Genomic DNA, 24,373 nt, shown 5'->3' on the forward strand with positions numbered 1-24,373 from the left:
ACTTCGTGTTAGAATAGGCTTCGATTTTAGCACGGCTTAAAAGCCCTAATTGATAGGACCCTCGCTAATGTTTGCCAACATCTCTATTTCTGAATTTGATCCAGATTTAGCAAAAGCAATTGCTTCTGAAGGTGAGCGCCAAGAAGCTCACATTGAGTTGATTGCCTCTGAAAACTACTGTTCTCCAGCGGTTATGGAAGCTCAAGGAAGTAAGTTAACCAATAAATATGCAGAAGGCTATCCAGGCAAACGCTACTACGGCGGTTGTGAATATGTTGATGTCATTGAGCAAATGGCGATTGACCGTGCTAAAGAATTATTTGGTGCTGACTACGCAAACGTACAGCCACATGCTGGTTCTCAAGCAAACTCTGCAGTTTATTTAGCATTACTTAACCCAGGCGATACAGTTTTGGGTATGAGCTTGGCTCACGGTGGTCACTTGACTCACGGTGCAAAAGTTAGCTTCTCTGGTAAAACTTATAACGCAGTTCAGTATGGTTTAAATACTGAAACTGGCGAAATTGATTATGAAGAAGTTGAACGCCTAGCTGTAGAACATAAACCACGTATGATCGTTGCAGGTTTCTCTGCATACAGCCGTATCGTAGATTGGCAGCGTTTCCGTGACATCGCAGACAAAGTAGGTGCTTACCTATTTGTTGACATGGCACACGTTGCAGGTCTGGTTGCTGCTGGTGTTTATCCAAGCCCAGTACAAATCGCGGATGTAACCACTACAACGACTCACAAAACACTTCGTGGTCCACGTTCTGGTTTGATTCTTGCGAAAGCAAACGAAGAAATCGAGAAAAAACTACAATCAGCTGTATTCCCTGGTAACCAAGGTGGTCCATTGATGCATGCTGTTGCAGCAAAAGCAATCTGCTTCAAAGAAGCAATGTCTGACGAGTTTAAAGCTTATCAGCAACAGGTTGTGAAAAATGCACAAGCAATGGCTGAAGTGTTGATTTCTCGTGGTTATGACATTGTTTCTGGTGGCACAAACAACCACTTGTTCTTGTTGTCATTGATCAAACAAGACGTGACTGGTAAAGAAGCTGATGCATGGTTAGGTGCAGCGCACATTACTGTGAACAAAAACTCTGTACCAAACGATCCACGTTCTCCATTTGTGACTTCAGGTATCCGTATTGGTACACCTGCTGTAACGACTCGTGGTTTCGGTGAAGCAGAAGTACGTGATCTTGCAAACTGGATCGCGGACATCTTGGACAGCAAAGGTGACGAAAGTGTGATCGCTGCTGTTAAAGACAAAGTTGCAGAAGTTTGTGCAAAATTCCCAGTTTATGCAAAATAATCGTTTTGCCTAACTGAAAAAAGCCTCCTGAATTTGGAGGCTTTTTTATTTTAAGAAAGCTTAAAACGATAAACATTGGATTGAACACAATATTTATTATTTACAGATAAGCGTTCTTCTCTTGATTGCTGTGGTGTTGCTGCATCATTTTAATATTCCCTATCAATTGCAGCGGATACCTGATGAGGCTTTCAGATCTTTGGTAAAATTTTTAGCACCTTACTCGCCCGCAATCGCAATTATGGTGTGACTCTTTATTACTATTTTCGGTGGCAAGGCTAGTGAGTTTGAGTTTTTATGTAAATCTGTCGATTGTTCAATATGGCTATATGAGCTACGGCTATCGTTACTTTATCTGATTGCGAGTTGTAGGTTGGAAAAGTTGATTGAGACTTATGATTCAAAGCAATTGAGTGATTGAGTACAGAACAAGTTTTTAGTTATTTAATTTATAAAACCGATTATATGGATAAAAATATACTGTTTTAACAATGAAAAGACTTGCGTTACTATAAACCCAAGTTAAGAAATTCGCCCTATTTGGAGAAATACGATGTTAGATCAAAATATTAAAGCACAATTGAAAGCATACTTAGAACGTTTAGAAAGCCCAATTGAGTTAGTTGCAGCTCTTGATGATTCAGACAAGGCTCAGCAAGTCAAAGAACTGGTGACTGAAATTGCAGAATTATCAGATCAAGTCACTGCACGTTTTGATGGTGAAAATGCGCGCCGTCCAAGTTTTGGTATTGCCAAAGCAGGTGAACAACCTCGCGTATTTTTTGCGGGGTTGCCAATGGGGCATGAGTTTACCTCATTGATCTTGGCATTGTTACAAGTTTCAGGTTATGCACCAAAAATCTCAGATGAGTTATTGGCACAAATTAAAGGATTAAATTTAAAAGCAAATTTTGATGTGTTTGTTTCTTTAAGCTGCCATAACTGCCCTGACGTTGTTCAAGCCTTGAACTTGATTGCGATTTATAATCCAAATGCCACAACCACCATGATTGATGGCGGTTTTTTCCAAGATGAAGTGGAACAACGCAAAATCATGGCTGTCCCAATGGTGTTCCAAGATGAACAGCATATTGGTCAAGGTCGTATGACTCTTGAGGAGTTAGTTGCGAAATTAGATCAAAATTCAGCAGAAAAAGATGCTGCAGCGATCAATGCCAAAGATGCTTTTGATGTGTTAGTCATTGGTGGTGGACCTGCAGGGGCAACCTCAGCGATTTATGCTGCGCGTAAAGGGATCAAAACAGGGATTGTGGCAGAGCGTTTTGGTGGTCAGGTGATGGACACCATGGACATTGAAAACTTTACCTCAGTTCAAAAAACACAAGGACCAAAATTCGCAGCCGATATGGAAGCACATGTGCGTGAGTACAATGTCGACATCATGAATTTGCAGCGTGTGAAACATATTACAGGTGCAGACCAAACGAGCAATGGTTTAGTCGCAGTTGAACTGGAAAATGGTGCCAAACTTGAGTCTAAAACTGTAATTCTATCGACAGGTGCGCGCTGGAGAGAAATGAATGTTCCAGGTGAAGCTGAATACCGTACCCGCGGCGTTGCGTACTGTCCACACTGTGATGGTCCTTTGTTTAAAAGTAAACGTGTTGCGGTGATTGGTGGTGGTAACTCAGGTGTCGAAGCTGCAATTGACTTGGCAGGAATTGTTGAGCATGTGACTTTGATTGAGTTTGGTGACACCTTACGTGCAGACCAAGTCTTGCAAGATAAATTGAACAGCTTGAATAATACTGTGGTGATTAAAAGTGCACAAACTACAGAAGTGTTGGGTGATGGCTCTCAAGTCACTGGTTTGAAATATCAAGATCGCGCGACAGGTGAAGAGCATGTAGTGGAACTTGCAGGCATCTTTGTACAAATTGGTTTGTTACCAAATACTGACTTCTTAAAAGGAAGTGCAGTTGAATTGTCAAACCGTGGTGAAATCGTGGTCAATGATCGCAATGAAACCAATGTGAAAGGGGTATTTGCAGCAGGTGACTGTACTACAGTGCCATATAAACAAATCATCATTGCCACAGGTGAAGGGGCGAAGGCATCACTCTCTGCATTCGATTACATTATCCGTTCAGGTCAGTAAGCTTGAATTGAGTATTGAAACCGATCAAATTTGATTTTGATCAGTCAAAAAATAGCGACAAGATTGTCGCTATTTTTTTGTGTTTTTACACAATATTCAGTGCTTTAAACTTCTGCATCAACTCTGTTTGATCTTCAATATGGGCAGGGTCAGGCTCAATACAGTTGATTGGACAAACTGCCATACAAGTCGGAGCTTCATAAAAACCGACACATTCCGTACAACGCTCAGGGTCGATTTCATAGACTTTTTTGCCTTCAGAAATGGCAGTATTTGGGCATTCTGGTAGGCACATATCACAGTTAATACATTCGTTGGTAATCAACAATGCCATTGTTTAACCTGCTGAATAAGCTAAAGATGCTGCCTGAATGTTGTCAGTTGCATCGGGCAAGTTGCGAACCAGCAAGGCAAACTCAACATCAATGCTGGCATCCAGTGGAATTTCAACAATATGTCCTGAGCCTTTGGCATTGTCAATCTGATTGCCTTTCAGGTCACGCATTTCGGTTAAAGTAAAGGTAATGTTGCCTTTTGGTGTCATAAGCTCAAGTGAATCGCCGACAAGGAAGCGGTTTTTCACTTCAATGCGAATATAGTCACCATTGCGTTCAAGCACTTCACCACAGAACTGTTGATAATCAAAATGTGATGAACCATCTTCATAGTTTTGATATTCGCTATGTACATGGCGACGCAAGAAACCTTCGGTATAACCACGGTTTGCCAACCCTTCGAGTTGAGTCATCAGGCTTGGGTCAAATGGGCGACCTGCCAAAGCATCATCAATGGCTTTACGGTAAATCTGCGCGGTACGTGCACAGTAAAAATATGACTTGGTACGACCTTCAATTTTTAAAGACGCAATGCCCATGTGTGTCAAACGATCAACATGCTGCACGGCGCGTAAATCTTTGGAGTTCATGAAGTAAGTGCCATGTTCATCTTCTTCAGCAGCAAACATATCTTCATCATTACGCTGAATCAGCACAGGTTCAGCAAATTGATGCTGATCATTTTCACTCGAACAGCAGGTTTTTTTATCTTCAACTTGAGTGACAGGAATCACGTCGCCAGTGGCATCTTCTTGTGTTTCGTGGATTTTATATTCCCAGCGGCAAGCATTGGTGCATGCGCCTTGGTTGGCATCGCGTTTATTCATATAACCAGACAGCAAACAACGTCCTGAATACGCCATGCACAACGCACCGTGTACAAAAACTTCAAGCTCGATGTCTGGAACATGCTGTTGAATTTCTTCAATTTCATCGATTGATAATTCACGCGATAAAATCACTCGAGTCAAACCATAGTCTTTCCAGAATTTAACGGTCGCCCAGTTAATGGCATTGGCTTGTACAGACAAATGAATCGGCATATGTGGAAAATGCTCACGTACCATCATGATTAGACCTGGGTCAGACATGATTAGGGCATCGGGTTGCATCGCTACTACAGGCTCAAGATCGCGAATAAAGTTTTTCAGTTTGCTGTTGTGTGGCTGAATATTCACGACCACATAGAATTTTTTACCCAATGCATGTGCTTCATTAATGCCGATTTGTAAGTTGTCATGATCAAAGGCATTGTTACGTACACGTAAGCTATAACGGGGTTGACCGGCATAAACTGCATCTGCACCATAGGCAAATGCATAGCGCATGTTTTTGAGCGAACCAGCAGGTGAGAGAAGTTCTGTTTTCATGGTAAACACAGTAAAAGCTTAGAAAAAATAGGGGAATATTTTAGTGATTCTCTGTGTGGCGCTCAACCCAGTATTTTAGTCGGAATTATGAAGCAATCAGGCATAAAAAAACCACACCGAAGGGTGTGGTTTTACTGGGAGTAGATGAATTAATCGTGTTTTGGAGCAGGTTTTTTGCTGTCGTGGTGAGTGACTTTGTGTACAACGTGTTTTGTGCCTTGACCTACTTTATGTACAACATGTTTGGTCTCATGTCCTACTTTACGTGCAACGTTTTTAGTTCCATGCCCAACTTCACGGGCAACATGTTTGGTTTCATGCCCAACGTTGTGAGCTACTTTTTTAGTATCATGTCCAACTGTATGTGCTGCATGTTCAGTTTTTTGTACAACTTTATGTGTTGTTGATTCAGTCTTTTCAGGATGCTGTTGCACAGGCTCAGCCATTGCAGTACCTGTAAATGCAGTTGCAGCAAAACCAAAGATTAAAGCAGCGGTAAGTTTTTTCATTTCGGGATCAACCTTGTTTTTTCGTTAGGTGGTGGATTTCACACTGACATTATCTCTAAGAGTTGTGTAAATTGTATGGAGCTAAGTTACTATGATGTATGGGGAAATATAATTTATGACATGAGAATGGTTAATTCTTTTATCATTAAAGCTTATTTTAAGAAATGCTGTCACATTTTCTTCATCAAGCCGCAATATTGCAACGATAAAAATATAAATTGTACAGCGTTGCATGAATTAATAAGAGTGTCCTATTTTCTTTGTTGTTTGTGCCCTAGGCAAATCGTAAAGTAACTCTATATTGTGTTATTCGAATTTAGGTGATTTACATGTCTACAATAATTCCAACTCGGCAGCCTGTATTTTTTGTTTCGCATGGTGGTGGGCCTTGGCCGTGGATGCCAGACCATCTGGAAACCATTTATGCCAATCTTGCACAGTCATTAGCCACATTATTGCCAAGTCTGCCGCAAAAACCCAAAGCCATTTTAATGGTTTCAGCGCACTGGGAAGAACGTGAATTTACCGTACAGGCGACTCCTGAGCCAGGTATGATCTATGACTACGGTGGTTTTCCTGAGCATACCTATCATATTCACTATCGTTCGGCAGGTTGTCCTGAACTGGCACAACGCGTTAGCGAATTGCTCACACAAGCAGACATTCCTGTACAGCAAACCACAACTCGCGGTTATGATCATGGCATGTTTTCACCAATGCAGGTAATTAACCCTGCCGCAGATATTCCTGTGGTGCAGTTGTCCTTGAAAAAGGGGCTGGACCCTGCAGCGCATATTCAAATGGGGCAGGCTTTAGCACCGCTACGTGATGAAAATGTACTGATTATTGGCAGTGGTTTGAGCTACCACAACTTACGCATGTTTAATGCATATGCTGCCGAGCCTTCGAAAGCCTTTGATCAATGGCTGTATTCAACAGTCGTTGAACATCAAGGCACAGCACGCAATCAGCTATTGACGCAATGGGAGCAAGCTCCTGCAGCACGTATTGCACATCCACGTGAAGAACACCTCTTGCCTTTAATGGTCAGTGTGGGTGCAGCGCAACAGGAAACTGGAGTGCGAACCTATCATGAAACTGGGTTTGTGGGTGGTTTATGGGTGTCCAATTTTGCTTTTGGTGAGTTGAAACAGGCGTAACCGAATTATGCTCTTTCTTTTATCAACCCAGTAGATATGAGACAGAAGTTTACTTAAGCAATAAAAAACCGAGGTCTATTTGTACCTCGGTTTTTTATTTTAGAAAATCTGTCAATTAATCGAAACGATAAATGTCCATGCCTAATGTACCCATTGAAAAACTGCTATGCACAATGGTAAAGCGATGCCCCAAACCCATGGCAAAAAATAGCGGTGCAAGATGTTCAAGACTTGGGTGATTTTGCTGAATATGGGGAATAGTCTGCCAATTTAAAACAGCTTCGTAGTTCTGATGGTTGAGCTTTTGTACGACATAATTGCGAAATTCCGATGCCCAAACAGGCACTGTTGCCTGTGCATTATGCCAAGACAATTCTGCCAGATTATGGGTAATACTGCCTGAGCCAATCAGCAGGATTTGTTGTTGGCGCAGCTCCTTTAAGGTCTGCCCAATCTTAAAAATCTCTTCGGCGCTATAGCTCATCGGTAAAGAAATTTCGACCACAGGAATATCCGCTTCAGGATATAAATGTAATAGAGGCATCCAAACCCCATGATCACGCGGACGAGTACTATTGGCATGTGCATGTAAGCCTGCTTCTGCCAGTAAATGTAAAATCTGCTCGGCAAGCTCTGGTTGTCCGGGTGCAGGGTAGCGAAGCTGGTATAAGGCTGGCGGGAAGCCACGAAAGTCATGCCAGGTTTCAGGGCGTACTGCACTGCTGACTTCGAGAGCCTGACTTTCCCAGTGGGCAGACATGACCACAATGGCTTGGGGGCGAGGCAGGTTTAGGCCTAAACGCTGCAATGCTGGACCAACCTGCTCAGGGTCGAGTGCCAGCAGGGGAGAACCATGAGAAATAAATAACCCAGGTAAAGTTTGAAGATGCATAAGGTTCACCTGAATTTAAACTGTTGCATCATGCTTTAAGCACGATGATACGGATGATTATGATTAATGCTCATAGCACGGTAAAGCTGTTCGATCAGCATCACCCGAACCAGAGGATGTGGTAGTGTCAGTTTAGACAAAGACCAGTGCCATTTGGCTGCCTGACGCACAGCATCACTCAAGCCATCGGGGCCACCAATCGCCAGAGCAATATCCTGACCTTCTAGCATCCATTGCTGCATCGTCTCTGCCAGTTTTTCAGTGCTCAGTTCCCGACCACCGACTTCAAGTGCAATCAGGGTTTCATTGGGTTTGAGCGCAGCTAAAATACTTTCACCTTCGGTTTGGCAGTATTTCAAGATATCGGCATCGGAGTCATTTTTGCCACGTTTTGCCATCGGCAATTCAACAAATTGGGTTTGGACAAACGGCTGAATCCGTTTTAAATAGTCATCTACACCAGTCAATACCCAAGCAGGCATTTTCTGTCCAATGGTTAAAATGCGAATCTTCATCGTGACAATCTTTGTGAAAAAACCAATTATAACCTGAGCGAAGATAAACAAAGCAAGGTTTGTCTTGAGAAGCGGCTAAAGCTTCGCAAGAAGGCGAAAACTACATTTAATGGAAAGAAGATGTGCTATATCTTGCCTTGCAAGAAACCTTGCAAGAGTTGAAATATTCTAAAATCAATCTTCAGGCTATTTGTACTTTTATACGGAAGTAAAAATGCGATTCAATCGCTTATGGAGTGAATTTGGATTTAGCAAAATCATCATGAATCTATTTAAAATTATCTTAAAAATTACAGAAGCCACACAAAAAAGAGAATCTTTTAAAAAAAGAGATTAATCTGAAATAGATTATGTAAAACTTATTACATAAAAAATGACTTCCTACATCATCAAACTATATTTACGGACTAACTTATTTCTTAAGCAGGATGCATCTTCAAAGTTTGATGATAAAACCAAGTCGGTGTAAATCCTTAGTATCTTCAGTCAAGTTTCGGCTTGATGATGAAAAAGAGGTAAATAGCGATGTTGAAGAAAATTATAACCACTATGTTAGTGGTTTCGACAGTAGCCACCAGTAGTCTAGCAATGGCAGAACCTTGGCATGATCGTGATGGAGATCGTCACGGTTACGATCACCGAGGCGATTATAGAGATCATCGAGATTACCGTGACGGACGTGGTTGGGAACATCGTCATGAAGACTGGGATGATCATCGCGGTCACTGGTCACGTGGTGACCGATTACCCCCTCGTTATCGCGGCGATTATGTAGACTGGCGCGAACATCACTTGCCATACCCGCCACGTGGGCATCGTTGGGTACGTGTGAATGGCGATTACTTATTGATTGCGATTGCCACAGGTATCATTACCGGAACGATTTTATCGCGCTAGAAAACCGCTGTATTTGACAAAAAAACTGCTTCCTTTGAAGCAGTTTTTTTATGCAGATTTATAGCAATTATTCATAAAATCAAAAAATTAAGATTTGCTTAAACCGTTAAAAATCGCAGTAATTAAGCACGAAAAATGAGACAAAGCATTGCACAAAGCTGCATGGATCTACATGGTTTCTCTTAAATATTGCCGTACAGTAGCCAAAAGCGTAACGCCGTACATGAGATTAAATGTTGGCGTGAAAGTATCAATATTTTGCTCTAGTGGTATCTGGATGCAAAATGATAGGAGAAAGAAATGCGTAAGTCAAAATGGATGGCTGTCGCCTTGGCACTCAGCACCAGTCTTGCATCGGGGTTAACTTTGGCAGATCCGTGGGATCATGATGATCGAGCCTCGGAATATTATGGGCATGATCATTATCGTCATTGGGATGATCGACCATCAGAATATTACGAACATCATCATTATCGCCATTGGGATGAGCCACAACCACGTTACTGGCGAGATCGAGATCATCCTGTACGTTATTGGCATGAAGGGCAATATATTCCACGTGATTACATGGATGATCGCTATTATATAGACTGGCATGAACGACGTTTACCACCACCTCCATATGGTCATCGCTGGATGCAGATTGATGGAGACTTTGTACTGGTTGCAGTAGCATCAAGTGTGATTACTCAAATTTTACTTGGACCCCATTTTCATTAAATTATTCAATGGATTGATGAAAAATTGAATATTCTAGACAATAAAAAACCACTTCCGAAGAAGTGGTTTTTTATGGTTTTTGGATTAGTGACGAGCCGTTTGGTTTTCAGTCACTGTTGTAACCAGTGGTGTTTTCGGTAAAGGTGTTGGTTGTTGAGTCAATGCCAATGGCAAGATCTCATCAATGCTTTTGACGGCTTTGATTTCTAAACCTTCCTTAACGTTATCAGGAATTTCCGCCAAATCACGCACGTTGTCCTGTGGAATGAAGACCAGTTTGACCCCACCACGATGGGCTGCCAACAACTTCTCTTTCAAGCCACCAATTCGTAGCGCACGACCAGCAAGTGTAGTTTCACCTGTCATCGCGATATCTGCACGGATTGGAATACCTGTAAAGGCAGATACCAATGCAGTAGTCAGCGCCAAACCTGCCGATGGACCATCTTTCGGTGTTGCACCTTCAGGTAAATGCACGTGAATATCGGTTTCATCAAAACGTGATGCTTCGATACCGAGTTCATCCGCGCGGGTACGAACGACAGTCATCGCTGTGGTAATTGATTCTTTCATCACATCGCCAAGCGAACCTGTGGTAATGAATTTACCTTTGCCTTTTACCGCAGCCACTTCAATTGTGAGTAATTCACCACCGACAGATGTCCACGCCAGACCATTCACACGACCAACTTGCGCTTCAGATTCAGCCATGCCGTAATCGAATTTATGCACACCTAAGTAATCTGGCAAGTTCTGCTCAGTCACATCAATATGCAAGCCTTTCGCTTTCTTGCTCACTGCTTCTTTCACGACTTTACGAGCAATTTTAGAAATTTCTCGTTCAAGGCTACGTACACCTGCTTCGCGGGTATAGCGGCGGACAATATCACGAATCGCTTCTTCATGAACGGTGAGTTCTTTGTTGCGTAAGCCATTATCTTTAATTGCTTTTGGTACTAAATAACGCGAAGCAATATTGACTTTTTCATCTTCGGTATAACCTGGCAGACGAATGACTTCCATACGGTCAAGCAATGCTTCAGGAATATTCATACTGTTGGCTGTACAGATGAACATGACTTCAGACAGGTCAAGATCCAAATCTAAATAGTGGTCGTTAAACTTACTATTTTGTGATGGGTCAAGAACTTCAAGCAATGCTGATGCAGGGTCGCCACGGTAGTCCTGTGCCATTTTATCGATTTCATCGAGTAAAAATAGCGGGTTCTTCACGCCGACTTTAGTCAATGATTGCACGATTTTACCTGGCATCGCACCGATATAGGTACGACGGTGACCACGAATTTCAGCTTCATCACGTACACCGCCCAAAGCCATGCGTACAAACTCACGACCAGTCGCTTTGGCAATGGATTCACCAAGAGAAGTTTTACCTACCCCTGGAGGACCAACTAAGCACAGAATCGGGCCACGCAGTTTTTTCACACGAGATTGAACCGCCAAATACTCAACAATACGAGCTTTAACTTCGTCCAAACCATAGTGGTCTGCATCCAGAATTTCCTGTGCTTTTGGCAAGTTAATACTTACCTTGCTGGCTTTATTCCATGGCGTATCTAAAATGACATCTAGATAGTTCCGTACCACAGCCGCTTCGCTTGACGCAGGTTGCATAGCTTTGAGTTTACGAAACTCTGCTTCTGCTTTTTTGCGCACATGCTCAGGCAAATCTGCTTCGGCTAGGCGTTTTTCAAGCTCAGCAACATCATCTTCAGCACCGCCATTCATGTCAGAAAGTTCACGCTGAATGACTTTCATCTTTTCATTGAGGAAGTATTCGCGTTGATTTTTTTCCATCTGGCGTTTGACACTGTCATGTAGTGTCTGCTCAATTTGCTGTTCTTCAGACTGTTGCAACAAATAAGTCATTAACTCTTTTAAGTGAGCTTCGAATTCATCATGTTCCAAGAAATTCTGTTTAACTTCAATATTTAGGGGAACACGTGTTGCGACGAAGAATAACAATTGTTGCAAATCATCAATCTTATTTGCAGCGGTAATTAACTCGCGTGCATTGCGCAATTTTGCTTCAGCATACTGAGCAAATAATGCTTTCAATTCTTGTAAGCGCTCATCCTGAGTGTCTTGGTCTAATGCTACACTCATTGGGCTTAGTGTATGTTCAGCTGTGAAATACTCAGTTTGATCAATGATCTGTTCTAGTTTTGCACGATGTAAACCTTCAATCAGTACTTTGATGCAGTTTTCATCGTTTTCGTGGTTCACAACTTGTACGATTTTCGCCACAGTTCCGTATTGGTACAGGTTGTCCTGATCAATATCTTCAGTGAGAGAATCTTTTTGTGCAACCACAAAGACTAAATTGTCACTGCTACGCGCCACATCAACAGCTTTTATTGATTTTTCACGACCAACAAAAAGCGCGATTTGCATGTGCGGATAAACCACTACATCACGTAACGCTAATAATGGTAATATGTTTGGAATTGTCAGTTCTTGCGAACTTTCAAGATTCAAAATTTGTTCAGTCATGGGCACTCCTTGAGTGACAACAGTGTTGCCATGATTTTTATAGTGATGTGTTTTTTTTAAATTACAAGGGCAAGTCTTGTGAAAAAATTAAAAAACCATGATTTTGATTAAATTTACAACAGCATGTTATTGGTTAAAATATTGATAAGATTGTGGTGTACAAAGTGCATGTAATGGCTGATCCCAAGGCTGATGGGGAAGCACAATATTCAGGCGTTGAAAGTCATGTGCTAACCCTAAGCGAAAGGGAAGATGTTGAGCATGAGACAATGTACGATCATAAAAACCACCGCCCATACCCAAACGCATACCTTTTATATCACAAGCCAGTAAAGGCATACACAATACATCTAAATGCTTCACGGCAATTCCGCGTTGTTGCGGTTCCAACATACCTAAACAGTGTGGTGCAAAACGCCGTGTATAAAATTGTTGTCTAGAAATTTTGACCCAGAGTAAATGCTGATTCATATTGCATATTTTGGGTAAGTAAACGTCTTTATTGAGTTTGAAGCAATGTTCAATGAGCCCTTGGGTTGCAATTTCACCAAAGGCATCTAAATATAATCCGATTTTTTTTGCCTTTTGAATCTCAGGAATGCGTCGGAAACGACTTAATACGGCCTGAGCAGCCTGACGTTGCTGAAAACAGGTGAGTCGGCGACGCTTACGGCGCAGTTCACGACGTAACTGTTGGAGGTTTAAGGCATGATTCATGATCTGGTCATTTGGGTTCGGCTTACGATTGAAGTATTACCATAAAAAGTAAACGAGTAAAGTAGCACCTATGATGCACTGGTTATTTTACTGATTTTTGCTTGCGCGAGATGGGTTAGTTGAATAATTTTTTGCTGATTCTGTTCAAGTTTTTTTTGCAATTGTAGGATTTTGACTGTATCTGGGCGTTGAGCTGCACCCTGTTGTGCAAGTTCAAGGCTAAGCTGATTGTTCTGCATCATTTTTTGACGAATGATATCAACCTCTGCGCTACTCAATAATAAGTCCTGTAATTCCTGATTAAATTTGGTGACACGCTGCTGCATGCTTTGAATAATTTGTTCAATCTGGGCAGCATGACCAGAACGAATGGTTGGTAAGGCCTCTTGCTGAAAAACGGAACTTTCCTGATTTTGGCGTTGCGCTAAATTTTGTAGTATCCCAAGATCTACTTTAATATCAGTGGCTTGATTGTGGCTAAAATGAATATGTTGTGCGTTGATATGATTGGGTTTGCAGGCAAACAGTGTCCATGAAGAAAGGCATAAACAGACAATCAACAATGGTTTCATACTATGCCTCGACTTTGCTGTGAGTAAAAGAAATAGAATGCATTCATAGAAAAAACTTAATCGTGCAGGGGAAAGTATAAAGTCTAAGTATGAGCCATGCTGTAAAAACACATGAAAATTGAAAATTTTGTTAAAGCTTTGTAATTACATGGAAAGTGCAGAAAACTTGCAGGCATAAAAAAACCAGCTTTCGCTGGATCTTATTTGCACCATTTTAACAGTTTTAAAATGGTGCCCGGGGCCGGACTCGAACCGGCACGCTTTGTGGGCGGGGGATTTTAAATCCCCTGTGTCTACCTATTTCACCACCCGGGCATGGGCGCAATCATAAAACAAGTTATTTTTGTTGGCAACACTATCTTGTGGTATTTGCTTTAAAATTACTCAAATAACTGTTTTTTTGCATAAAAATAAGAAAATATAAAAATATGGACGTTGAAGGTTTGGAAGAAGCATGGTTTCCATCCATAAAATTCGTTTTATGAGGCTAGAATATTTTTGGGCTGTAACACAATATGACGAGTAAAAATAAAATTATGCAAATTTAATTAATTATATATATGATTTATATTGTAAAAAATAAAAAATATACTTTTAGTGAAGAATAAAAACTGATTGCTTGTTTAAAATATAAACAATATACTTTTCTTATAAAAATGTGATGTGATTATCAAAAAACTAATATCAAAAACTTAAAAAAAGGATGCCAAAATTGTCTATATTTAATTATCGTAGTGCAATAAGTTGCATTACTTCTCTACTGATCATACCGATATCGGTCGCCCATGCCACTGAGGAATCGGTAGAGTTAAAATCGTCTCGTGAGAAAGCAGTTGTTCTTGTCAGACAGGGGCAGATTGAACAAGGCATGTCTTTATTTCATTCATTAATATCTCAATACCCTGATGACCAAATTGTACTCGCGGATTATTTAACTTTGCGTTTTCAAACACAAAAATTTAATCAGGATGATGTTGCTTTACTGCAGCGTATCCAGCCGAATAAATTCCCAGAATATGCCCAGATTCCTGTTATTCAGGGGGTAAGAGACCTACAACAATTTAACCTTGCTCTAGCATGGTTAAAAAAATTTGAGCCATATAATAAAAATGTCCAATTACAGGTAATGAAAGCGGTACTGTATGCCGAATTAAATCAACCACAGGATGCAGTTGCCACTTTAAAAGGCATTTCTTTAAGTGCTTTAAATGCCGATCAGTTGACCCAAGTCTCTTACGCCTATCGCATCTCTGGCAAACCGATTGAAAGTTTGAATGCAGCGGGCCTTGCTTATCAAAAAGCACCAGAGTCTGTGAGTGTGCAAGAAGAGTATTTTTATGCTTTGATTGACTCGAGAGCGCTTTTGGAAGCAGAGCAGTTTTTAAAGGCTCACCCTAGTTTAAATGACAAAAAGTCAAACTTATCTTTAAATCTGGAGTTGTTGCAGTTTAGTCAAGATATTAAACATGCCATAGCGCATTATAAGTATTTATCGAATCATGGCGAAGGCGATAAAGTCAGCTATGCAGATTTGGATAAATGCTTAGCCAAAGCAACAGATTTGCAGAAACAGGTATCAAGAGAAAAACCAGGATATTTTAATTTTTATTACAATTATATTTATGCTCTCAGTTTTCGCGGTAGATCTACCGAAGCAATTGAGTATGCACAGCAATTAAATCGCCCTTATGCAGATATGCCTGCATATGTCAGACATGCACTGGCAAATGCTTACCTCCGAATCAAACAGCCTCAACAAGCTGAAACTTTGTATCTCAGTTTATTGAAAGAGAAGAACTATCCAGATATGGAAGTTTATTCGGGTCTTTACTATTCTTATCTTGAGCAGGAAAAATTTCAGCAAGCAGATCAGTTAATCAAGGATGTCGATCACCTCATTCCAACGTATCATTATGGAAATGCTAAGGGTGAGGATAAAACGACCGCTGATGATCGCTATGAATATATTAGCTTAAAAGGTCTAAATTTCGCGCATCGCAATGAATTAAACACATCTGAAAAATACTATCAGGATATTGTAGCTAAAACACCGAATAACTCACTTTATCTGAATAATTTGGCAATGATACAGCGCTGGAGAGAACAGCCTCTTCATTCCCAAAAAACTTTAGCAAGATTAACAGGTAGAGAGCCAGATAAAACCACGTTAATTAATCAGATGAAGAATGAACAAGACTTGGGTAACATTCAAGCTTGGAAAAAGGATCTGTCTCATCTACTCGAATTGTATCCAGATGATAGTGGTGTGATGGAAAGCCGTAAGGAAATGGCTGATCGGGATCACTTTAGTATTACTCATGAAACCACTTGGGGACATAGCAATTCGGATCAGGTGAATCAAAGCTTAAGAGGAACGCGAGATCTGGATAGTTATACACGGTTGAATTCACCATGGATGCATGACAATTATCGTGTTTTTGCCTTTTCTCAAAATCGTAGTGGTCATTTTGATATCGGTAACATTCAGGATAACCGTTATGGTCTAGGCTTGGAGTGGGCATCTAATCGTAAAGACTTAACTTTGGCGTTATCGCAAAACTCACATCAAGACAAAACTGGTGTCGATATCAACTGGTCACAATGGCTGAATGATAATTGGCAGTACCGTCTGCAATATAACAGTCAGGCACCAATTCCGTTACAAGCACTACGTAATAAGCAAGATGGGAAATTATATTCAACAAGTATTCTCTGGCGTCAAAATGAATCACGTTCAGCTGGATTGACTTATGCTTATACAGATATTTCTGATGGCAATAAACAACAAGACTGGACTTTTGATTTTACCCAGCGCCTACAGGCTTCTCCTCATCATATAACCGATATGCTTGTAAGCGCAGGCTATGGTACGAATAGTAAACAAGAGCCGCTTTATTTTAGCCCTGAGCAGTATTATGCAATGAATGTTACTCTCCAACATGATTGGGTAACATGGAGAAAATATAACCAAAACTTTACGCAACATTTTGAACTAGGAACAGGGTTCTACAATCAAAAAAATTATGGAACCAAAGTCACTTGGAATGCGCAATATTTGCATCGCTGGTCATTGTCTCGCACATGGCAGCTTGAGTATGGAATTGGCATTACAAGACACCCTTATGATGGAAAACAAGAAGACCGTACTTATGGTCTAGTAGGATTTAGGGGTATTTTTTAATGATAAAGTTTAATCAAACAATATTGCCATATGCTTTTGTGCTATCAAGCCTTTTGTCAGTGCAAACATATGCTGCAGCACCTGACAGCATATTAGGACAAAACCAATCAATTGCATTGAATTTTCACAATGTAAGAGAAGACGTGCTGAAAAGAGATGATGCGGATCTATATGCGGTTAATTCTCGAAGCCTCGCTGAATTTTTTGACTGGTTAAGTCATTCAAAATGGCATCCTGTTTCGCTGCAACAAATCATTGATGCTCGTGAAGGGAAAAAACCACTTCCTCCAAATGCAATTCTCTTAAGTTTTGATGATGGATTAGTCAGTAGCTATACACAAGTTTTTCCATTGTTGAAAGAGTATAAGTTTCCTGCTGTCTTTGGGATTATGACGGGTTGGACAAACAAAACGACCAAATTTGATGATGAAATCACTTACAAGAATCCTGAAAATTTTATGACTTGGGATGAAATGAGGGAGATGCAAAAGTCAGGATTGGTTGATTTTGTCAGTCATACAGACAGTTTACATGTTGGGATTTTGGCAAATCCACAAGGAAATGAAGAGCCCTCGGCAATTACTCGGCAATATTTGAAAAACCAACAACGCTATGAAACCGATCAAGAATACCAACAGCGAGTTTATAATGATTTATTGAAGTCAAAACAGATCTTGGAAAAACAGCTAGGAATTCAAGTCAAAGCAGTAATTTGGCCTTATGGTGCTGTAACGCCAGAAACCGAGGATATTGCCAAAAAAGCGGGTTTGCCGATTTCATTTAGTTTAGGTCGATCTGGAATTAACCAAATTAATGATCGAACCTACAAAAGAATCTTGATGCTGGGCAATCCTGATTCAGAAGGTTTGCAGCAAGAATTATTAAATGTTGTGAATTATCATGAAGATTCGAAAATAAACATACGGCATAGCCTGAGTATTAAACTTGATGATTTAATTGGGCAATCGGGTCAATATGATGATAAACGCCTTGGTTTAATGCTGGATAGCCTACAGGCTTTAGCTGTCAATAAAGTCTTTGTAGATGTTTTTGACCAGAGTAATGAAAAAGTATTTTTTCCAAATACTATTTTTCCTATGTCACAAGATGCAATGAATCGTTTTACCTGGCAGGTTCAATCACGTGTATCTGCTGATGTTTATGCAAATATCCCATTGAGTTCTTTTAAAAATCAACCACAAAAATTAAATCCGTTTGTTATGGATTTAATGAAAAATAATACCAGTTTATCTGGAATATTTTTAGAGTCTGATGGTGACTTATCTGCGATTACAACGCCAGAAAAAATGAAATGGTTTGATAAAATTAAACAAAATGCGGAATATTATTCAAATGTCAGTAAAACATTTCGATTTGGGCTTCGAGTACCACTTACTCCAGATCTTGAAAATTCCATGGATAATGTTTTACCCAATCTGATGAATCATTTTGAATTTGTGAATTTCATCTTAGATAAACCAGCAGATAAACAACAGGCTAAAATGTTGAAAAAGGTATTTGGTAACTTGCCATTATCTACAAAAAGCCGAATATCTTTCAGTATTGATACAAAAAACTTAACATCTGAGTCTGACTGGAAAGCAGCTCAAAAAACATTAATCGATTTACAGGGATTAGGTATTCAAAATATTGGTGCAAATCAATATAACCTAGAAAATGGGATGTTTTTTCATAAGTACCTTTATACACCACTCAGCCAAAATGACAGTCCATTGAATTATAAAAATCCATTTAAAAATGATATGAATTTGGAGAAAGTCCCATGAGCTGGCTAAAATATTTATTTGATTTTGCTTTTTTATACCCTCTATTTATGGCATGGATTTGGATTGTCGGTGGTATATGGTTTTTCTTTAAGCGTGAATATCCAAAACGTCATGTTCCAAAACCTACAGATGAAGGGTGCAGTATTATTATTCCTTGCTTTAATGAAGAGGAACATGTACGAGATACCATTCGTTATGCAGCACAGACACAATATCCAAAATTTGAGATTATCGCGGTTAATGATGGAAGTACCGATCGAACCGGGAAAATTTTAGATGAATTGCAGGGTCAATATGCAAACCTCAGAGTAGTGCATTTGGCAAAAAATCAGGGAAAAGCATTTGCGTTACGCTCAGGTGTTTTGGTAAGCCAATATGAATACTTGGTTTGTATTGACGGTGATGCATTGTTGCATCCGCATGCGGTGCTATGGATGCTAGAGCCAATGGTCAACTTGCCACGCGTTGGTGCAGTAACAGGGAATCCTCGTATTATTAACCGCTCGAGTATCTTGGGAAAATTACAAGTAGGCGAATTTTCTTCAATTATCGGGTTAATTAAACGCGCTCAACGAACTTATGGTCGTCTTTTTACGGTTTCTGGTGTAATTGCTGGTTTTCGTAAAACTGCGCTTAAGCAAGTCGGGTTTTGGTCAGATGATAAATTAACAGAAGATATTGATATTTCATGGAAATTGCAATTTAATCAATGGGATATACAGTATATTCCTCAAGCACTCTGTTATATTTATATGCCTGAAACTTTTGTTGGTTTATTCAAACAACGATTGCGTTGGGCGCAGGGTGGTATGGAAGTCTTACGTGACTACATCAAACACATTTTTAAATGGCGACTACGCCGTATGTGGATTATTGTTTTAGAAACCATCATGAGCGTCACATGGTCTTATATCATGTTGCTTATTTTTATCTTGTATTTTCTTGGTGTATTTTTCCATATTCCAAATGAACTGTTTATTAAAACACTTTTACCTGAGTGGTATGGAACGATACTTGGCTTTACGTGCTTGATTCAATTTACAATAAGTCTGTGGATCGATAAACGCTATGATGGCAATAATCGCTTCTTTCGAAATTATTTTTGGGTCATCTGGTATCCACTTTTCTTTTGGTTAATTATAACATTAACAACAATTGTTGCAGTACCTAGAGCATTATTTTTACCTAAAAAACGTGCACGATGGATCAGCCCAGATCGTGGTTTTAAAGGAGATAAAGTATGAGCAATTCAGTCATTGATTATCAAATCATCGAAGATGAATCAAAACTTGATTTACCTGAATATATTGATAACCCTCACTATGTTAAAAATAAAGCAGCAGGCTATCTTTTGCAGTTAATAGGCTGGGTGCTATTTATTTTAATTATATTCCCGTTAATTACGTTATTCTTATGGTATTTTGAGTTTAAATTGGTCAGAAAATATATTTTTAATGATGCAATGTATGCTCAATTAACGAGTTTAATGCATATCGGAATTGGTATTTTAATTTTTAGCTTATTACTGATTTTATGGGCGTCTTATAATTGGATTAGATTTAATAATAAAGAGCGAAGAAAAAAATCTCAAAACACACCAATTGATGAGTTTGCTAGAGATTTCTTACTCACTGGAGATGATCTGGTCAAATTAAAACAAGGCTCTAATATTATTTTGCACTACGATGAAGATGGATTGCTAGAATATTATGATGTTGTGAAATAGCTCAATGGCTTTAATTGATTGTTTTTTCAAGCGGCTGTTTACTTTTGAAGATATAGAATATAGATGGAAGAAAAAGGTGATTGGCTTTTAGATATTTTGGCAAGTATGAGAGGGTTAATCACTTTTTTAGTCGTTTAAATAGAGCTTGTTCATAACTCAAAAAGTGATCATCTTCTTAGTTGATTATTTGCTCCGCTGTTTGTTGAATTTCCATCAATAATCTATGGATAGATAAATCGTTTCAAAACGGTTTCTTGGAACTTAGGTCAAGGGATAATAAACATCTCATGATCAACTTTCTATTGGATACTTGAGCAGTTAAAAATGCATGTTAAAGGTAGATAAGCCAAGTTAAGCGTGATGAGGGAGGTTTTCCTCTATCTCCGTTATGAGTGTAAATCCTGAATTTATTCATACTGCGATCAGTTATCGCGTTTCAGGTCCAATCGCTTCAAGACAGACCTAAGAGCAGAAGAAAAGCGATAGCGGCAGGAAAAAGCACATGCTCGCGAAGCGCAATCTCGATTCAATTCAATTGCTGGAATTTAGCATATAGAACTGAGTGAAAAATGGTCTATTGACTAAAATAATTTCTCAGACTATTCATTAAATACACATTAAGTATTCTTTGAAATTACCCAAATTTTGCCGAGAGCATAAATTCATAATTTAAAGCCAATAGTATGCTTTGCATATTGAAACTATTGCGGTCTTCTGGGAGCTGTAACAGTAGGGGTAAACGCGTCACTCCATTTTCACCATTTGCAAATGCATAATGGCGTATTTTGGAGTCCAGAGCCGAAATTAAATTTTTTGCTTCGAGATAAACGCTTTCTTGAGGAGCCTGTTTCTGAATTGCAATGATTTTGAGATAACAGTGATCTCGAATATCAATAATATTCTGTTTTAATTCATTGATTTTAGATTCATGGTTTTCAGACTTGTGAAAGAGCCGTTTAATAAAACTGACATTTTTCGTGTTCTGTGTTTCTCGTTCTAACTGGCGTAGCTGCTGCTGAATATTGCGAGTTTGCTCAATCGCATCGTTAAGCAGTTCTCTAATTTGTTGAGTGGGCGCTAAAACTGCTTGTACATGTTGTTGATATTGATGTTCATCATAGAAGATCATGAAAATCTGTTTTCGGCGCTGTTCTAATAATTTTAAATACGCAATCACACGATACTTGAACAGGCGTGCATGCTGATTGAACTGAAGAATTGGCTCCTGCGATAAAATTTCTAGTTGATGCAGAAACTCATTCAGTAACCTGAGAATATTGAAATAGCAAAATTCTAATTCATCCGTATGTTGAACGCTTTTTTTCAAGCCTTTTAGGAAAGGTTCAAAAATATTTAAAGACAAATCTTTTTCTAAAATTTCGATATGCTCTTTCACCAGATGATCGACTGAAAAGCTTTGAATATTCAGAATTTCTTTCAAGCTCGGAATGAGATGCTGCTGATTATATTCATGCAGTGATTCAATCAGTTCCACAATGTGCGGATTCATTTCACGTTGAATACCAATGATTTTAGTCATCAGTTGTTTAAAATTTTCAACATAATCTGGTTGATCAAGCTGTTTTGGATCGAGAACCAGACCACTGATATAAAATCGATCTTCTTTACCAAAATTTTCTTCGGTTAAGAAGCGGCGAATTGAATAAGCGGAAACTGAATTATCGTAAGAGCCGCTGAGGACAAAATAATATTGAAAGGTTTTGATAATTTCAAAGTTACGAACCTGTTGTTCGGCAATAAAATAATCCTGAAAAATGGCCAGTTTCTGTTCAGCATATTCACTCGGTAAAATTTGGGCAAACCAGTTTCCGAGAATTTCACTTTTCATGAAGACTTCAAAGATAAAAGTGCGGATTTGCTCTCTGTCCAAACCACGATGATTTTCCGAAACGGAAAAATTTAACTGCCGAATAATTAATGCAGAATCATAGAGAAATGCTTTTTTAATGAGTTGCTGTGCCTGAATATCTTTTTGATTTTCCAGATCGATTTGATTAATTTCACGAACAATCGTTTCTAAATAATCTGCAACTTGAAAGTCGGTTTTATAATTCTCTAGATAACTGAAACTGGTATTAATTCTTTGCGCAAGTTCTAAGAGCTCTGAATTTTGCGTATGAAGGGCAATATCTTTTAAACGGATATAATCTTTAAATTCAAAAGCATGGCTAAGGTAATTCCAATAGATATTCTGAGGTTTTAGATACTCATCTTCTATTTTTTGATGCAGTGCTTTCGGTGTGGCAGAGAGTATAGAATCTAGTTCTTGCTGCCAATTGCTATCAAGAAAGGGATCAATTTGTTTTAACTTTACCCGAAGCTGATAAGGGATATATGTCTGCATGGAAATCCAAAGCCCTTAAACTAAATTCAATATAAAAAAACGTGTTCAATATCACAAAAATATCCAATAATTTGTATTTTGCATAGAAGTTTATGTGTATAAATTGTATTTTTGCCTAAGAACCTTAGATTAGGGCATGTCCTGATTTGAAAAATTAGTTTTAAAAGCTTAAGAGCGTTCTTGAAGCATGTTTTTAAAAGATGTTTCAATGCGATCCTAAGCTAAAAATCTACAATCAAGAGATCAACAAAAGAAGAAACTGGATGCAACAAACATGGCAGTTGGAAAACCTTTAAACCCAGTGCTGGGCGTTAGCGAAATCGAGGTAAAAGCCAGGTTTAAGATACAATTTAACTGCTGGAATGTAGCTTATAGAGCTGAGTAAAAACAGTGCATGTATGGATAATAATTTTTTTGACATTTTTTATCTCAGAGCATAGATACTTTACTATCAGTATCGATTGAAATAAAGAAATCCATATGCAGCAAGCTCTCCAATTTTCTCTTAAAGCCAGCCATATCGAAATTCTGTGGAATTCACAGCAGTTTATTCTTACTCAAGGACTGGATGCGATTCAACAGCAGAGTCTGGCGCAAGGCATATGGTCTGAGCTTGCGATTGAGAAAATGATTTATTTGATTGAAGAACTACTAGAATCAGAACCGCAGCTAAGACAGGTACAGGGTAGAGCAATCACTTCTGATCCAATGATGCAGTTATTGAATCAATTATTTTTTAAGACATCAAACCCAATTGATCGAGTCCAGCTTGAGCATGCCTTTAATGATTTTGTCGATCATTTAAACTATTACTTGCATCAAGTGAAAGAAGATCAGCAACAGGTTTTTGTTTATTTTGTGATGATTCGTTAAATGATGCATCACCTTAAAATTCAAAAAATTTCGATAAAATAATCAGAATGATTCTGAAATAGTAGAAAACGGCTGAAATAATTAAGTATTCAAGGTTTCTTTGATTGTTATGAAGCTAAATTTATTGCGCAGTGTTATTGCATATGATCATTGCGGAGCTTGAAACGTCGCAATTCCAATTTGAATATTGGTCTGAAAAATTCCTACACATGTATTTAAAATTGGTTATCCTAAGCACGGATTTTTTAGATAATTTGTAGCACATGGCACTTAAAGCAACGATTTATAAAGCAGACCTCAATATTGCGGATATGGATCATCACAATTATGGTGATTATCAATTGACGATGGCATTACACCCATCAGAAACCATCGAACGTTTAATGGTGCGTGTTTTAGCTTTTGCTCGTTATGCCGATGAGCAACTGGAATTTACCAAAGATTTATTTGAAGTGAATGAGCCTGCATTGTGGCAGAAAGACTTAACAGGTCTGCTCGAAAAATGGATTGAAGTCGGTTGCCCTGATGAAGATAAAGTCAAAAAAGCCAGTGCACGTTGTCAGCAGGTTGCTGTGATTGCGTATGGTAGCTCAGTGGAAGAATGGTATAAGCGTAGCAGTAAATTAAAAACTTTAAAAAATGTTGAAGTTTGGCAATTGAGTGAAGCAACCACCACGGCGATCCAAGCGTTATGTGAGCGTACCATGCAGTTGCAGCTCAACATTATGGATGGTGAGTGGACGCTGATGAGTGATGCTGGTCAAGCAGTGGTTGAATGGATTAAGTTGCAGTAATTTTTG

At 39.2% G+C, this 24,373-nt stretch carries 20 protein-coding genes and 1 tRNA gene; 11 read left to right on the plus strand and 10 right to left on the minus strand.

The features are described from left to right. Window positions 1-67 precede the first annotated feature (67 nt). Complete coding sequence (glyA, locus tag P255_RS04050) at window positions 68-1,321, plus strand: serine hydroxymethyltransferase (protein ID WP_004903805.1); 1,254 nt, start codon at window positions 68-70, stop codon at window positions 1,319-1,321. A gap of 553 nt (window positions 1,322-1,874) precedes the next feature. Next, window positions 1,875-3,440 (plus strand): alkyl hydroperoxide reductase subunit F, encoded by a 1,566-nt coding sequence (gene ahpF / locus P255_RS04055; RefSeq protein ID WP_004903806.1) that lies wholly within the window; start codon window positions 1,875-1,877, stop codon window positions 3,438-3,440. Between the two features lie 85 nt (window positions 3,441-3,525). On the opposite strand, the gene P255_RS04060 is transcribed toward ahpF, so the two are convergent. From P255_RS04060 to P255_RS04070, 3 genes are all read right to left on the minus strand, one after another. Further along, complete coding sequence (locus P255_RS04060; RefSeq protein WP_004903807.1) at window positions 3,526-3,774, minus strand: YfhL family 4Fe-4S dicluster ferredoxin; 249 nt, start codon at window positions 3,772-3,774, stop codon at window positions 3,526-3,528. Window positions 3,775-3,777: 3 nt separating this feature from the next. Then, window positions 3,778-5,145, minus strand: coding sequence for a prephenate-dependent tRNA uridine(34) hydroxylase TrhP (gene trhP / locus P255_RS04065; protein WP_004903808.1), 1,368 nt, complete (start codon window positions 5,143-5,145; stop codon window positions 3,778-3,780). Window positions 5,146-5,294: 149 nt separating this feature from the next. Then, a complete protein-coding gene (locus tag P255_RS04070; protein ID WP_004903811.1) occupies window positions 5,295-5,654 on the minus strand; it encodes a hypothetical protein in 360 nt (119 codons plus the stop codon). 329 nt (window positions 5,655-5,983) lie between these two features. On the opposite strand from P255_RS04070, the gene P255_RS04075 reads away from it, so the two are divergent. Continuing rightward, window positions 5,984-6,814, plus strand: coding sequence for a DODA-type extradiol aromatic ring-opening family dioxygenase (locus P255_RS04075; RefSeq protein ID WP_004903813.1), 831 nt, complete (start codon window positions 5,984-5,986; stop codon window positions 6,812-6,814). A 115-nt stretch (window positions 6,815-6,929) separates the two neighbouring features. Here P255_RS04075 and P255_RS04080 read toward each other — a convergent pair whose 3' ends face one another. Next, entirely contained in the window at window positions 6,930-7,706 is a 777-nt protein-coding gene (locus P255_RS04080) for a dioxygenase family protein (RefSeq protein ID WP_004903815.1), read from the minus strand. A 35-nt stretch (window positions 7,707-7,741) separates the two neighbouring features. After that, window positions 7,742-8,221, minus strand: coding sequence for a 23S rRNA (pseudouridine(1915)-N(3))-methyltransferase RlmH (gene rlmH / locus P255_RS04085; protein ID WP_035365005.1), 480 nt, complete (start codon window positions 8,219-8,221; stop codon window positions 7,742-7,744). A gap of 525 nt (window positions 8,222-8,746) precedes the next feature. Between rlmH and P255_RS04090 the strand changes: the two genes are divergently transcribed. Further along, window positions 8,747-9,118 (plus strand): RcnB family protein, encoded by a 372-nt coding sequence (locus P255_RS04090; RefSeq protein ID WP_004903818.1) that lies wholly within the window; start codon window positions 8,747-8,749, stop codon window positions 9,116-9,118. A gap of 300 nt (window positions 9,119-9,418) precedes the next feature. Then, window positions 9,419-9,838, plus strand: coding sequence for an RcnB family protein (locus P255_RS04095; RefSeq protein WP_004903819.1), 420 nt, complete (start codon window positions 9,419-9,421; stop codon window positions 9,836-9,838). Between the two features lie 84 nt (window positions 9,839-9,922). Here P255_RS04095 and lon read toward each other — a convergent pair whose 3' ends face one another. From lon to P255_RS04115, 4 genes are all read right to left on the minus strand, one after another. Beyond that, window positions 9,923-12,352, minus strand: a complete 2,430-nt coding sequence (gene lon, locus P255_RS04100; protein WP_004903820.1) for an endopeptidase La — start codon at window positions 12,350-12,352, stop codon at window positions 9,923-9,925. 126 nt (window positions 12,353-12,478) lie between these two features. Next, the gene (locus tag P255_RS04105) at window positions 12,479-13,069 is read right to left on the minus strand and encodes a 5-formyltetrahydrofolate cyclo-ligase (protein ID WP_004903821.1); all 591 of its coding nucleotides are present in this window, start codon (window positions 13,067-13,069) and stop codon (window positions 12,479-12,481) included. Between the two features lie 68 nt (window positions 13,070-13,137). After that, window positions 13,138-13,641, minus strand: coding sequence for a PM1805 family lipoprotein (locus P255_RS04110; protein ID WP_004903822.1), 504 nt, complete (start codon window positions 13,639-13,641; stop codon window positions 13,138-13,140). 229 nt (window positions 13,642-13,870) lie between these two features. Further along, window positions 13,871-13,956 (minus strand) — tRNA-Leu (locus tag P255_RS04115). 388 nt (window positions 13,957-14,344) lie between these two features. Here P255_RS04115 and pgaA point away from each other — a divergent pair. Genes pgaA through pgaD form a run of 4 tightly spaced genes read left to right on the plus strand, consistent with a single transcriptional unit; the run spans window position 14,345 to window position 20,335 of the window. Continuing rightward, entirely contained in the window at window positions 14,345-16,822 is a 2,478-nt protein-coding gene (gene pgaA, locus P255_RS04120; protein WP_004903823.1) for a poly-beta-1,6 N-acetyl-D-glucosamine export porin PgaA, read from the plus strand. After that, a complete protein-coding gene (gene pgaB, locus P255_RS04125) occupies window positions 16,822-18,609 on the plus strand; it encodes a poly-beta-1,6-N-acetyl-D-glucosamine N-deacetylase PgaB (protein ID WP_004903825.1) in 1,788 nt (595 codons plus the stop codon). Before pgaA ends, pgaB begins: the two co-directional genes overlap by 1 nt. Continuing rightward, a complete protein-coding gene (gene pgaC / locus P255_RS04130) occupies window positions 18,606-19,853 on the plus strand; it encodes a poly-beta-1,6-N-acetyl-D-glucosamine synthase (protein WP_004903827.1) in 1,248 nt (415 codons plus the stop codon). Before pgaB ends, pgaC begins: the two co-directional genes overlap by 4 nt. Continuing rightward, the gene (gene pgaD / locus P255_RS04135) at window positions 19,850-20,335 is read left to right on the plus strand and encodes a poly-beta-1,6-N-acetyl-D-glucosamine biosynthesis protein PgaD (RefSeq protein WP_004903829.1); all 486 of its coding nucleotides are present in this window, start codon (window positions 19,850-19,852) and stop codon (window positions 20,333-20,335) included. Before pgaC ends, pgaD begins: the two co-directional genes overlap by 4 nt. Before the next feature lie 634 nt (window positions 20,336-20,969). On the opposite strand, the gene P255_RS04140 is transcribed toward pgaD, so the two are convergent. Further along, the gene (locus tag P255_RS04140) at window positions 20,970-22,700 is read right to left on the minus strand and encodes a hypothetical protein (protein WP_004903831.1); all 1,731 of its coding nucleotides are present in this window, start codon (window positions 22,698-22,700) and stop codon (window positions 20,970-20,972) included. A 480-nt stretch (window positions 22,701-23,180) separates the two neighbouring features. Here P255_RS04140 and P255_RS04145 point away from each other — a divergent pair, with 480 nt between their 5' ends. Both P255_RS04145 and P255_RS04150 read left to right on the plus strand, forming a co-directional pair. Next, window positions 23,181-23,573, plus strand: coding sequence for a hypothetical protein (locus P255_RS04145; RefSeq protein ID WP_004903832.1), 393 nt, complete (start codon window positions 23,181-23,183; stop codon window positions 23,571-23,573). Between the two features lie 263 nt (window positions 23,574-23,836). Next, window positions 23,837-24,367, plus strand: a complete 531-nt coding sequence (locus P255_RS04150) for a YaeQ family protein (protein WP_004903834.1) — start codon at window positions 23,837-23,839, stop codon at window positions 24,365-24,367. Window positions 24,368-24,373: the final 6 nt, after the last annotated feature.

It is taken from the genome of Acinetobacter brisouii CIP 110357 (assembly GCF_000488275.1).
GTDB classification, from domain to species: Bacteria; Pseudomonadota; Gammaproteobacteria; order Pseudomonadales; family Moraxellaceae; genus Acinetobacter; species Acinetobacter brisouii.